Annotated in this window: 11 protein-coding genes; 7 read left to right on the top strand and 4 right to left on the bottom strand. The window is 71.5% G+C overall.

Annotated features, from left to right (window positions below):
- The first annotated feature begins 36 nt into the window (after positions 1-36).
- Positions 37-741, top strand: coding sequence for a MerR family transcriptional regulator (locus ACFVX4_RS11120; protein WP_389974469.1), 705 nt, complete (start codon positions 37-39; stop codon positions 739-741).
- Positions 742-804: 63 nt separating this feature from the next.
- Here ACFVX4_RS11120 and ACFVX4_RS11115 read toward each other — a convergent pair whose 3' ends face one another.
- Positions 805-1,647 carry a siderophore-interacting protein gene (locus ACFVX4_RS11115; protein ID WP_389974467.1) on the bottom strand — a complete coding sequence of 281 codons (843 nt, stop codon included), beginning with the start codon at positions 1,645-1,647 and terminating at the stop codon, positions 805-807.
- 47 nt (positions 1,648-1,694) lie between these two features.
- Positions 1,695-2,603 (bottom strand): 5'-3' exonuclease H3TH domain-containing protein, encoded by a 909-nt coding sequence (locus ACFVX4_RS11110; RefSeq protein WP_389974850.1) that lies wholly within the window; start codon positions 2,601-2,603, stop codon positions 1,695-1,697.
- Positions 2,604-2,954: 351 nt separating this feature from the next.
- Between ACFVX4_RS11110 and ACFVX4_RS11105 the strand changes: the two genes are divergently transcribed.
- The 4 genes from ACFVX4_RS11105 (at position 2,955) to ACFVX4_RS11090 (ending at position 8,080) form a co-directional block, all read left to right on the top strand.
- Complete coding sequence (locus tag ACFVX4_RS11105) at positions 2,955-4,028, top strand: glycine betaine/L-proline ABC transporter ATP-binding protein (RefSeq protein ID WP_389974464.1); 1,074 nt, start codon at positions 2,955-2,957, stop codon at positions 4,026-4,028.
- Complete coding sequence (locus ACFVX4_RS11100) at positions 4,021-6,657, top strand: ABC transporter permease/substrate binding protein (protein ID WP_389974461.1); 2,637 nt, start codon at positions 4,021-4,023, stop codon at positions 6,655-6,657. Before ACFVX4_RS11105 ends, ACFVX4_RS11100 begins: the two co-directional genes overlap by 8 nt.
- Positions 6,658-6,817: 160 nt before the next feature.
- Positions 6,818-7,363: a helix-turn-helix domain-containing protein gene (locus ACFVX4_RS11095; RefSeq protein WP_266421699.1), complete on the top strand. Its 546-nt coding sequence runs from the start codon at positions 6,818-6,820 to the stop codon at positions 7,361-7,363.
- A gap of 12 nt (positions 7,364-7,375) precedes the next feature.
- Complete coding sequence (locus tag ACFVX4_RS11090; protein WP_389974458.1) at positions 7,376-8,080, top strand: helical backbone metal receptor; 705 nt, start codon at positions 7,376-7,378, stop codon at positions 8,078-8,080.
- Here the strand turns inward: ACFVX4_RS11090 and ACFVX4_RS11085 are convergent.
- Positions 8,019-9,170 (bottom strand): TDT family transporter, encoded by a 1,152-nt coding sequence (locus ACFVX4_RS11085; protein ID WP_389974455.1) that lies wholly within the window; start codon positions 9,168-9,170, stop codon positions 8,019-8,021. The two genes, ACFVX4_RS11090 and ACFVX4_RS11085, sit on opposite strands and share 62 nt — an antisense overlap.
- A 70-nt stretch (positions 9,171-9,240) precedes the next feature.
- Here ACFVX4_RS11085 and ACFVX4_RS11080 point away from each other — a divergent pair, with 70 nt between their 5' ends.
- Both ACFVX4_RS11080 and ACFVX4_RS11075 read left to right on the top strand, forming a co-directional pair.
- Positions 9,241-10,164, top strand: coding sequence for a LysR family transcriptional regulator (locus tag ACFVX4_RS11080; RefSeq protein WP_266421705.1), 924 nt, complete (start codon positions 9,241-9,243; stop codon positions 10,162-10,164).
- A gap of 271 nt (positions 10,165-10,435) precedes the next feature.
- Complete coding sequence (locus ACFVX4_RS11075; protein WP_389974452.1) at positions 10,436-11,392, top strand: aminoglycoside phosphotransferase family protein; 957 nt, start codon at positions 10,436-10,438, stop codon at positions 11,390-11,392.
- A 70-nt stretch (positions 11,393-11,462) separates the two neighbouring features.
- On the opposite strand, the gene ACFVX4_RS11070 is transcribed toward ACFVX4_RS11075, so the two are convergent.
- Positions 11,463-12,158: a FadR/GntR family transcriptional regulator gene (locus ACFVX4_RS11070; protein ID WP_389974847.1), complete on the bottom strand. Its 696-nt coding sequence runs from the start codon at positions 12,156-12,158 to the stop codon at positions 11,463-11,465.
- Positions 12,159-12,199 lie beyond the last annotated feature (41 nt).

Here is a 12,199-nt window from a genome sequence, read left to right as displayed (position 1 = left end):
GTCGGGGGATTGGCAAGGGCGGAAGGAAGAACCGCGGTGCGCATCGGCGAGTTGAGTAACAGGTCCGGGGTTCCGGTACCGACGATCAAGTTCTACGTACGTGAAGGGCTGCTGCCCGCAGGGCAGTTGACCAGCCCGAACCAGGCGAGTTACGACTCGGGCCATGAGCGCAGGCTGCGGCTGATCCGCGCCCTGCTGGATGTCGGCGGGCTCTCGCTGGCCGCCATCGGCGATGTGCTGCGGGTGGTCGAGGATCCGGCGCAGCCGGTGCACAAGGTGCTGGGCGCCGCGGCGAAGCGCCTCGCCCCGGTGCACGGGGACGGGCCGGGGCCCGAGCTGGAGGACGCCCGTGAAGAGGTGGCGGAGCTGCTGGAGCGGCGCGGCTGGCGGGCCGAGGCGCACGGCCCGGCGGGCGAGTCCCTGGCCGAGGTGATCGTCGCGCTGCGTCGGGCCGGGCACGGGGGGTTCGTCGAGCTGCTCGACGACTACGCGGCCGCCGCCGAACCGGTCGCGCGGGCCGACCTCGACTACGTGGGACGGCGGGTGGCGCGCGAGGACCTGGTGGAGAGCGTGGTGGTGGGCACGGTGCTGGGGGAGGCGATGTTCGGCGCGCTGCGACGGCTCGCGCACGTGGACGCGTCCGCGCGTGCGTACGAGGGGGGCGACGGGGGCGGCGCGGGCGGCGACGACGCGGGCGGTCCGGATGGCGACGGGGCGCAGGTGCGGGGCGCCGGTGGGTGACCCGGTGCCCCGGACGCGGGTACGCCCCGGCCGGCGGCCGGGGCGTACGGGTGCGATCCGGTGTTAAGCGGCGCTCTCCTGCTCGCGCTCCACCTGTGCGTTCCACTCGCGTTTGACCGAGCGCCAGGCGTCGTCGTTCTGGCCGAGCCGCCAGTAGCCGGAGATGGACAGCCGGGGGAGCGGGATCCCGCGGTCCAGGCGCAGATGGCGGCGGATCTCCTTCACGAAGCCCGCCTCGCCGTGGACGAACGCCTGGACCTCGCCCGCGGGGAACTCCAGCTCCTTCACGGCGGCGGTCAGCGCCTCGCCGACCGGGCGCTCCCCGCGGTGCAGCCAGGTCACCTCGACGCCGTCGGGCGTCACGATCTTCTGCTGCTCCGCCGCGTCCGCCACCTCGACGAACGCGTGCACCAGCGCGCCCGCCGGCATCTGCTCCAGGGCCGCCGCGATGGCCGGCAACGCGCTCTCGTCGCCTACCAGGAGGTGCCAGTCCGCCGAGGTGTCCGGGCCGTAACCGCCCCCCGGGCCCAGGAAGGTCACCTGCTCGCCCGGCGCCGCCCGCATCGCCCAGGGCCCGGCGAGGCCCTCGTCGCCGTGGACCACGAAGTCGATCGCCAGCTCGCGGGCGACCGGGTCCCAGGAACGCACCGTGTACGTACGGGTCGTGGGCCACAGCTCCCGCGGCTGCTCCTCGCGGATGCGGGCCATGTCGAAGGGGTGCGCGTAGTCGGCGCCCTCGGGGGCGAAGCAGAGCTTGACGTAGTGGTCGGTGAACCCGGAGAGCCCGAAGCCGGCGAGGCCCTCGCCGCCGAGCACCACGCGGACCATGTGCGGGGTTATCTGCTCGGTGCGCACCACCTGGGCCCCCTGCGCCTTGGGTGCCTGCCGTGCCGGTCGTTCTGCCACGAGGTTCTCCCTGCTCCGATGTGCTTAGGCTTACCTAAGCTAGCATCTCAGTCGCGCAGAGTGGAGAGCAGGCGCTGGAGCGCACCGCCCAGTCCCCACCGCTTCGCGAGAGCTTCGAGGGCGGCGGGATCGCGCGGCCCGGCGGGCAGCGTGGGGTCGAATTCCGGCAGGGGTACGTCACCGGCGACCCGGACCACCTTCGGCGCGACGGCCACGTAGTCCCGCGCCTCGTCGAGCCGTTTGCGCTGCGACGGTGTCAGCTTGGCCTTCGGGTCGTCGACGGCGGCCATGATCCCGGCCAGGTCGCCGAAGGCGTCCAGCAGCTTCGCCGCGGTCTTCTCGCCGATGCCGGGGACGCCCGGCAGTCCGTCGCTCGGGTCGCCGCGCAGCAGGGCCAGATCGACGTATCCGGAGCCGTCCACCCCGTACTTCTCCCGCAGCCACGCCTCGTCCGTCAGCTGGAGCGAGCCGACGCCCTTCAGCGGGTAGAGCACCCGCACCCCGCGGGCGTCGTCGACCAGTTGGTAGAGGTCCCGGTCGCCGGTGACGATGTCCACGGGGCCGGTGGCCAGGCCGCTGAGCGTGCCGATCACATCGTCCGCCTCGTAGCCCGCGACGCCGACCCGGGCGATACCGAGCGCGTCGAGCACGTCCTCGATGACCGGCACCTGAGGGGCCAGGGTGTCCGGGGTCTCCTCCTCGTCGGGCAGTCCCTCGGCGGTCTCCACCGCGACCCGGTGCGCTTTGTACGAGGGGATCAGCTCGACCCGCCAGTGGGGCCGCCAGTCCGCGTCCATGCAGGCGACCAGGTCGTCCGGCCGGTGGTCCTGTACCAGGCGCCCGATGAAGTCGAGCAGGCCGCGCACGGCGTTGACCGGTGTCCCGTCCGGCGCGCGCACCGAATCGGGGACCCCGAAGTAGGCGCGGTAGTAGAGGGAGGCGGTGTCGAGGAGCATCAGGCGTCGCGTCACACCCCGATGATGCCGCACACCGCTGACACCGGCCGTCGCTGACACCGTCCGTCAGGGATGCAGAGGGCCGGGGGACGGGTGGCGGCAATCATCCGTTCACATGTGACCTGGATCACTCTTGTGTTTGGGTTGTGTAAGCGGGGGCAGGCGCGCAGCCGGAGCGGATCACGTACCGGTTTCAACCAGTGCACGTGCCATGCGGACCGAATCCGCGCCGCTCCACGGTCTGCCGGAGGGGGTGGCAGACCGTTTTTCGGTTCAACCCGCGAGGTGTATGTGTCAAGGCTGCAAGCTGAACGCTTGTACAAAGTGTTCGGCAGACGACCCGATCAAGCCGTGCAGAAGCTCGAAAGCGGTGCCGACCGCGACGAGCTGCGCGCCGACGGAACGACCGCAGCGGTGATCGACGCCTCGTTCACCGTCGAACCGGGACAGATCTTCGTCGTGATGGGTCTGTCCGGGTCCGGAAAGTCGACGTTGCTGCGCATGCTCAACGGCCTTCTGGAGCCCACAGCCGGACGCGTGCTCTTCGACGGCCAGGACCTGACCGCCCTGAGCCCCGCCGAACTGCGCCATGTCCGGTCCTCCAAGATCAGCATGGTGTTCCAGCACTTCGCGCTCTTCCCCCACCGCAGTGTGCTGGAGAACGCCGGATACGGCCTGGAAGTCCAGGGTGTGCCGCGCGCCGAGCGCGAGAAGCGCGCCGCCGAGGCGCTGGAGCTGACCGGCCTCGCCGGCTGGGAGAAGTCCTGGCCCGACGAGCTGTCCGGCGGCATGCAGCAGCGTGTCGGCCTGGCCCGCGCCCTGGCCACCGACGCCGACCTGCTGCTGATGGACGAGTCCTTCAGCGCACTCGACCCGCTGATCCGCCGCGACATGCAGGACCAGCTGCTCGAACTGCAGAAGCGGCTGAAGAAGACCATCGTCTTCATCACTCACGACCTCAACGAGGCCATGCGCCTCGGCGACCGCATCGCCGTGATGCGCGACGGGAAGATCGTCCAGCTCGGCACCGCCGAGGACATCCTCGTCACCCCGGCCAACGACTACGTCGCCTCCTTCACCCAGGACGTCGACCGGACCCGGGTGCTGACCGCGGGCGCCATCATGGCCGAACCGCACACCGTCATGGGCACCAGCACGGACGACGGCAAGGAACTGCGCACCGCGGCCGATGTGCTCGCGGCCGCCCCGGCCACCGTCACCGAGTCCACGCCGATCATCGAACTCTTCACGCCCTGCTCGCAGAGCGGAGTCGCGGTCGCCGTGACCGACGCCGGGGGCAAGCTCGTCGGTGTCGTACCCCGCGCACGGCTGCTCGCCGTGCTCGGTGAGCCGATGACCCCCACCGAGCTCCCGCAGGACGTCGAGCCCGGCGCGGCCGGCACGAAGAAGGTGGCCAGTGTTTAGGCTCCCTCTCGGCGACTGGGTCGACTCCGCCGTCGACTGGCTGCAGACCCATCTGGCCTGGCTGTTCGACGCGATCAGCTCGATCGTCAGCAATATGTTCGACGGCATAGCCGCCGTACTCTCCGCCCCCGCCCCGCTGCTCTTCGCGGGCATCGTCGCGGTCATCGCCTGGTGGCTGCGCGGTCTGCTCGCCGGTGTGCTCGCCTTCGTCGGCTTCGCCGTCATCGACTCCGTCGAGCTGTGGGACGAGGCGATGGACACCCTCACCCTGGTGCTCGTCGCCACCATCATCGCGCTGGTGCTGGCCGTACCGCTGGGCATCTGGGCGTCCCGCTCCAAGACCGTCAGCGCGGTGACCCGGCCGGTCCTGGACTTCATGCAGACCATGCCCGCCATGGTCTATCTGATCCCCGGCGTCATCTTCTTCGGCGTCGGCGTGGTGCCCGGCATCATCGCCACCATCATCTTCTCGCTGCCCCCGGGCGTCCGGATGACCGAGCTCGGCATCCGCCAGGTCGACGGCGAGCTCGTCGAGGCGGCCGAGGCGTTCGGCACCACCAAGCGCAACACCCTGCTGCGGGTCCAGCTGCCGCTCGCGCTGCCCACGATCATGGCGGGCATCAACCAGGTCATCATGCTGGGCCTGTCCATGGTGGTCATCGCCGGCATGGTCGGCGGCGGCGGCCTCGGCGGCGCCGTCTACCGCGCCATCGGCAACGTGGACGTCGGTCTCGGCTTCGAGGCGGGCATCTCCATCGTCATCGTGGCGATGTACCTGGACCGGATGACCGGCGCGCTCGGCCGCGAGGTCTCCCCGCTCGCCCGCCGCGCGCTCGCCAGGGCGCAGGCGATGGCCGGCGGATTCAAGATCTGGAACCACCGCCCGCAGCCCGTCGTCGCGATCTCCGGCGTCGTCGTCCTCGCGCTCGTCGCGGGTGCCCTGGGCATCTTCGGCTCCTCCGGGTCGGACAAGACGCGGAGCACCGCCGACGGTTCGGACATCGGCGCGGGCAAGAAGATCAGCATGGGTTACATCCCGTGGGACGAGGGCATCGCCTCCACCTATCTCTGGAAGGAGATGCTGGAGCGGCGTGGCTTCGAGGTCGACGTCAAGCAGTACGAGGCCGGCGCGCTCTACACCGGTATGGCCAACGGCCAGATCGACTTCGAGACCGACTCCTGGCTCCCGGTCACCCACGCCAGCTACTGGAAGACGTACAAGGACCGCCTGGAGGACATGGGCTCCTGGTACGGCCCCACCTCGCTGGAGCTGGCCGTCCCCTCGTACATGAAGGACGTCCGGTCGCTGGACGACCTCAAGGGCAAGGGCTCTCAGTTCAAGGGCCGGATCGTCGGCATCGAGCCGAGCGCCGGCGAGATGGGCCTGCTCAAGGACAAGATCCTGCCGGGCTACGGCCTGGACAAGGAGTACAAGGTCGTCGACGGCTCCACGCCGTCGATGCTGGCCGAGCTGAAGCGCTCGTACGCCAAGAAGGAACCGATCGTCGTTCCGCTCTGGTCGCCGCACTGGGCGTACAACCAGTTCGAGCTCACCAAGCTCAAGGACCCCAAGAACCTCTGGGGCAAGGGCGACGGCATCCACACCCTGGCCCGCAAGGGCTTCTCCGCCGACAACCCCGAGGTCGGCAGCTGGCTCAAGAACTTCAAGATGAGCGAGAACCAGCTCACCAGCCTTGAGGCGCAGATCCAGAAGTCCGGCTCCGGCAAGGAGCAGGAGGCGGTCCGCACCTGGCTGAAGGCCAATCCGGGCGTCGCCGACAAGTGGACCCCGGTCGCCGGGGCCGACGCGGCCAAGGGTGTGAACGGCAAGGACGAGCGCGACCGCGCCGTCGAGATGGCCTGGTTCCCCTGGGAGGAGGACATCGCCGCCACATATCTGTGGAAGGCCGTCCTGGAGGAGCGCGGCTACAAGATCAACCTCAAGCAGTTCGAGGTCGGTCCGATGTACACCGCGATGTCGCGCGGCCAGATCGACGTGCAGTTCGACGGCTGGCTGCCGTACACCCAGAAGAACTACTGGGAGAAGTACGGCTCGCAGCTGAGCGACCTCGGATCGTGGTACGGCCAGACATCGATCGAGGTCGCGGTGCCCTCCTACGTGAAGGACGTCAAGTCCCTCGCCGACCTCAAGGGCAAGGCCTCGCAGTTCAAGGGCCGGATCGTCGGCATCGAGCCCGGCACCGCCACGATGGAGAACCTCAAGAAGAACGTCCTGCCGACCTACGGCCTGGACAAGGAGTACAAGGTCGTCGACTCCTCGACGCCCGGCATGCTCGCCGAGCTGAAGCGCGCGTACGCCAAGAAGGAGCCCATCGCGGTGCTGCTCTGGACCCCGCACTGGGCGTACAGCGAGTACGGCATGACCAAGCTGAAGGACCCCGAGAAGGCCTTCGGCGACGGCGACCGGCTGCACACCATCGCGGCCAAGGACTTCCCGAAGAACTACCCGCAGCTGACGAAGTGGTTCAAGAACTTCAAGCTGAGCGAGGGCCAGCTCGCCGGACTGGAGAACCAGATCCAGAAGCGCGGCGCGGGGCACGAGGAAGAGGCCGTGAAGGCCTGGATGGAGACAAATCCGGGCATCGTGGACAAGATGGCTCCGCAGTAGGGCCTCCCGCAGGCCCTGAGGCACCTGGAAGGGTGGGCACCGCCGACGGCGGGCCCGCCCTTTCCGGGTTCCCGGACGTTCACCATCCGGCCGACCTTGCGCAACCGTATGCGTAATGTGCTGGCAGCCGGAAGGATGACGAGTCGGGAGGGAGCCGGACATGGACGAGAAGGAAGCACTCCGCGTGGGCGCCGCGGTCCGCCGAAGGCGCAGAACCCTGGGGCTCACACTGGCCGCGGTCGCCGACCGCAGTGGTCTGTCCGTGCCGTTCCTCAGCCAGATCGAGAACGAGCGGGCCCGGCCCAGCGCCCGGTCCCTGGACCGGGTCGCCGAAGCCCTGGAGACCACCACGGCCCGGCTGCGCGCCGCCGCGGACTCGGCGCGCGCCGTCGCCGTGGTGCGCGCGGGCGAGGGCGACGGGGTACGCAGGGTGGTGCGCGGACGCCATCAGCTCAGCGCCCTGGAGTTCACCGGGGAACTGGACCTCGGGCGCGAGTTCCAGCACCGCAACGACGAGGTGATGTACGTGGCGCAGGGCGCCGCCGAGGTGGAGGCCGAGGGACAGGCGTACCGGCTGGAGCAGGGCGACACCCTCTTCCTGTCCGGCGGGGTGCGGCACCGCTGGCGGGCCACGGTGCCCGGTACGCGACTGCTGGTCGTCGCGGTCGCCGAGCACATCGACGCCACCTACGACCCGCGCCGCTGAGAGGGGCCCGTCGTGCGAGTCGTCTCCCTGGTCCCCTCGCTCACCGAGGCGGTCGCGGTCACCGCGCCCGGACTGCTGGTCGGGGTCACCGACTGGTGCACCCACCCGGCCGGCCTGGCCGCCGCCCGGATCGGCGGGACCAAGAATCCCGACGTGGCCGCGGTGCTCGCGCTCCGGCCCGATCTCGTCGTCGCCAACGAGGAGGAGAACCGCGAGGCCGACCTCGCGGCACTCCGGGCCGCCGGGACCGAGGTGCTGGTCACCGGGATCCGCACCCTCGACCAGGCCTTCGAGGAGCTCGAACGCGTCCTGGCCGCCTGCGGCCGGCCCAGGCCGCGCTGGCTGGACGAGGCCGAGGCCGCCTGGGCCGCGCTCCCGCCGCCCCGCGCCCCGCGCCGTGCGGTGGTGCCCGTCTGGCGCAGGCCCTGGATGGTGCTGGGCCGCGACACCTTCGCCGGGGACCTGCTGGCCAGGCTCGGCGTCGAGAACGTCTACGCGGACCACACCGAGCGCTACCCCCGTATCCCGCTCGACGCACTCAACGCGGCGGGCGCCGACCTGGTGGTGCTGCCCGACGAGCCGTACCGCTTCACCGCGGACGACGGCCCCGAGGCCTTCCCCGCCCTGCCCGCCGCGCTCGTCGACGGGCGGTTCCTCACGTGGTACGGGCCGTCACTGGTGCGGGCGCCTGCGGTGCTGCGAGCAGCGCTCCGCTGAACAGCCCGCGCAGCGTCCGCACCCCGGCCACGGCCCATGCCGCCACCAGCAGCACGTACAGCGCGACGGCCAGCCAGGTGTACGCCGTGAGACCGGTGTGCCGGGCCAGGCCCGCGGCACCCGTGACACACGTACCGACCGGGAAGGTGAAGCCCCACCACGTCATGCCGAAGGTCATGCCGTTCCGTGCGGCCCGCACCACCAGTGCCACGGCCAGCGCCAGCCACAGCAGCGCGAAACCCATCACCGGCACCCCGTACAGCACGGCGAACACCCCGAACCCCGAGGCGTACGGCGCCCGGATGGCGTCCGGCGCCACGTCGGCGAGCTGGTTGACCGCGGTCGTCGACTGCCCCAGCGGACCGAGTACCAGGAAGAGCGTGGGCGTCAGCGCGAGCGGCAGCGGCCCCTGGTGGACGAGCCGGGCGAAGATCAACGGCAGCATGACCAGCGTGGCCAGCAGACTCAGACCGAACATCGCGTAGCAGGCCAGCAGCAGCGCCTCCCGCCACTGACCGGCCGGCAGCTCCGGCACCAGCAGCGGACCGAGGGCCGCGGAGACCATCGGGGCCACCAGCGGCAGCAGCCACACCGGCGACGCGGTGCCGGGTTCGATCCGGTGGCGTACGACCATCAGATACGGGATCGCGACCGCGGCGGCCAGCCCGATCAGCGTTCCCGCCGTGTACAGCACCACGTCCAGAGCGAGTGCGGCCCCGTGTCCTATGACATCCCGGCCGACCACCATCGACGAGCCGCCGACGGCCAGCAGGGCCATCGAAAGACAGCCGTAGAACGGGGCCACGGCCGGGTCGAGCAGATGGCTGCGGGCCTGGTCGCGATGGGCGATCCAGTGCCCGGTACGGGCCACGAGCACCGCGGCCAGCGCGACCGCCGCCAGCACCCACACCACCGTGCAGGCGGCCCGCAGTCCGGGGACGTGCACGGGCAGCGCGACACCCGCGCTCGCGACGATCGAGGTGCCCATGACGGCCGCGTACCAGTTGGGGCCCAGGTACCGCAGGGAAGGCAGCCGCACGGCGGCCGGAATCGGGGCTGGGGACTGCCGCGTCTGCGGAAAGATGGCCATGCCACGATTTTCTCGGCGAGGGACGGACCCCACCAGGGAGTCCGCATCTATGAGGTCATAAGGTGGCTTTATGGCCGGTGAAGCGCATGTCCCTCTCTCCCACCGGGTTCCCGACCTCGGAGCGCTGGAACTCCTGCTCGCCGTCGCCCGGCACGGCAGCCTGGGGCGCGCCGCCCGGGATGTCGGCGTCACCCAGCCCGCCGCCAGCAGCCGCATCCGCTCCATGGAACGGCAGCTCGGCGTAGCCCTGCTGGACCGCTCACCGCGCGGCTCCCGGCTCACCGACGCGGGCGCGCTGGTCACCGACTGGGCACGCAGGATCGTCGAGGCGGCCGAGGCGTTCGACGCGGGCGCGCAGGCGCTGCGCGACCGACGGGACTCCAGGCTGCGGGTCGCCGCCTCCATGACCATCGCCGAATACCTGCTGCCCGGCTGGCTGATAGCGCTGCGCGCCGAACGGCCGGACACGGCGGTCTCGCTGCTCGCCGGGAACTCGGCGGCGGTCGCGGGCCGGCTGCTGGTCGGCGACGCCGACCTCGGTTTCGTGGAGGGCCTGTCCGTACCGGAAGGGCTCGACGGCACGGTCATCGCCCACGACCGCCTCGTCGTCGTGGTCGCCCCGTCCCACGCCTGGGCCCGCCGCCTCACGCCCCTCACCCCACAGGAACTGGCCGCCACCCCGCTGATCCTGCGCGAACACGGCTCCGGCACCCGCCAGGTCCTGGACGCGGCCCTCGCCGTGCACGGCGGCCTCGCCCAGCCGCTGCTCGAACTCTCCTCCACGACCGCGGTGAAGGGAGCGGCGGAGAGCGGCGCCGGACCGTGCGTCCTGAGCGAACTGGCGCTCGGCGAGGAGCTGTCCTCGCGGCGCCTGGTCAAGGTCCCGGTCGCCGGAGTACGCCTGCGACGCCAGCTGCGCGCGGTCTGGCCCTCCGGCCACCGCCCGACCGGGCCGGCCCGCGACCTCCTGTCACTGACGGCGCGGGACGGCTGAGAGGCTGTCGGGTGACCTCGGATCGGAAAGCGGACGCGGTCTGGTGCGTGCGGTTCCAAGGCGCCGGGATGTCCTCGTAGCGGAGCTACTAGGGGCATTTCGGCAACGCGGGAAGCGTGCGTGCCAGGGCGTGGCCGCCCGGTCCGAGGTCACCCGACAGCCTCTGGGGGCTGTCCCGTAATCCCAGGCCTCTCGTCCGGACCATGCCGGGGCCCGCGTGCCCCGGCAAAACCGCTGGCGGGCACCCGGCTCCGTGGCGAAGGATGCGCGGATGGATGTGATCGCTCCACCCGCCACCGGCGTCCGGCACCACTGGGCCGACCTCCCCGCGTCCGTCCGGAGCGCCGTCGAGGACATCCTCGGCGCCCGCGTCGTCGAGGCGCGGAGCCAGAGTGGTGGGTTCTCGCCGGGCGTCGCCGCCCGCGTCCGGCTCGCGGACGGGCGGCGCGCGTTCGTCAAGGCGGTGAGCGCCGAGACGAACCCCGGGAGCCCGGACCTGCACCGCGCCGAGGCCCGGCACACCGCGGCACTCCCGCCCGACACCCCCGCGCCCCGGCTGCTCGGTTCGTACGACGACGGCACCCGGGTCGCCCTCGTGCTCCAGGACATCGACGGCCGCCAGCCCCGCATCCCCTGGGAACCCGCCGAGCTGCACCGGGTCCTGGCGGCGGTCGGTGAGCTGGGCACCGCCCTGACCCCGGCGCCGTTCGACGCGCCCCCCGCGGCCGTCCGCGAGGCCAAGATGTTCACCGGCTGGCGGACCCTGCTCGCCGAGGGGGACCCGGGTCGGCTCGCCCCGTGGGCGGCGCGCCACCTCGGCCGGCTCGCGGAGCTGGAGTCGGGCTGGGAGGGACCGGCCACCGGGGACAGCCTCGCCCACAGCGACCTGCGGGCCGACAACATCCTGCTCACGGACGACCGGGTGGTCTTCGTCGACTGGTCCCACGCGCTGAGGGCCGCGCCCTGGTTCGACCTGCTGGTGATGCTGCCGTGCGTGGCGGCGCAGGGCGGCCCCGATCCGGAGACCGCCTTCACCGCCCACCCGCTGGGCCGGGACGCCGACCCGGCGGGAGTGACGGCCGTACTCGCCGCGCTGACCGGCTACTTCGTATCGGCTTCGCTGAAGCCGGCCCCGCCCGGCCTGCCGACGCTCCGGGCCTTCCAGCGTGCCCAGGGTGCGGCGGCGCTGCGCTGGCTGCGGGGGAGACTCGGGCACGGCGCTCCTTGAGGGAGCCCTGTCAGACACCAGGCGCCAATGGTGATGAAACAGACCTTTGAGACCTCCGTGCGCTCCCCGCTCAGGCCAGGAAGCCGCGCAACAGCGCGGCCGTACCGGCGCAGTGCTCGCGCATCACCGCGCGCGCGGCCTCCCCGTCACCGTCGAGGACCGCCTCGACGAGGCTGGTGTGCTGGTGCTGCGAATGCTCCAGGTTCCGTACGAGCAGCGGTATGCAGTCCAGCAGGTCGTTCAGGGTGGCCCGGACGGCCGCGTACTGCGTGGTGAGCGACGCGGACCCGGAGAGCTCGGCCAGGGTCAGGTGGAACAGGGTGTCGCGCCTGCGGTAGTCCTGCAGCGGGGCCTCGTGAGTCGTTGTCAGGGCGGCGCGCAGCCGGTCCGCGCCCTCGCCGTCGAGTCCCTGCACGGCGCACAGTTCGGCCGCCCCGGCCTCCAGCACCTCGCGGAAGCGCAGCACGTCCTCGATGTCGACGGACGCGATCCTCCGGCGCAGCTCGTCCTCGCCGGGGCTTCCGGTGCGCCGCAGCACGAACGTGCCGCCGTACCGGCCGCGCCTGCTCTCCACCAGGCCCTGGTCCTGCAGGACCTTCAGCACCTCGCGCAGGGTGACCCGGCTGATCCCCAGCAGCTCGGAGAGGTCGCGCTCGGCCGGCAGCCGCCCGCCGCCCGGCACCAGCCCGAGCCTGATCACCTGGAGGATCTGCTCCAGCGCCTCCTCGAAGCCGTTCCCCGCCCGGACCGGCCGCAGCACGGGCATCAGGCGGTCGATGAACTCGCTTTCCCCGGCCACGCCCCGCT

The sequence above is a fragment of the Streptomyces sp. NPDC058240 genome (assembly GCF_042882135.1).
Lineage (GTDB): Bacteria > Actinomycetota > Actinomycetes > Streptomycetales > Streptomycetaceae > Streptomyces.
The sequence above is the reverse complement of the archived record's forward strand: the minus strand, read 5'-3'. Positions and strand labels throughout refer to the sequence as shown.

What these genes read in the sequence shown, in the direction of transcription:
- ACFVX4_RS11095 (WP_266421699.1), top strand. Translation starts at nt 6,818, where the DNA reads ATGGACGAGAAGGAAGCACTCCGCGTGGGCGCCGCGGTCCGCCGAAGG.
- ACFVX4_RS11070 (WP_389974847.1), bottom strand. Translation starts at nt 12,158, where the DNA reads ATGCCCGTGCTGCGGCCGGTCCGGGCGGGGAACGGCTTCGAGGAGGCG.
- ACFVX4_RS11110 (WP_389974850.1), bottom strand. Translation starts at nt 2,603, where the DNA reads ATGCTCCTCGACACCGCCTCCCTCTACTACCGCGCCTACTTCGGGGTC.
- ACFVX4_RS11075 (WP_389974452.1), top strand. Translation starts at nt 10,436, where the DNA reads ATGGATGTGATCGCTCCACCCGCCACCGGCGTCCGGCACCACTGGGCC.
- ACFVX4_RS11085 (WP_389974455.1), bottom strand. Translation starts at nt 9,170, where the DNA reads ATGGCCATCTTTCCGCAGACGCGGCAGTCCCCAGCCCCGATTCCGGCC.
- ACFVX4_RS11080 (WP_266421705.1), top strand. Translation starts at nt 9,241, where the DNA reads ATGGCCGGTGAAGCGCATGTCCCTCTCTCCCACCGGGTTCCCGACCTC.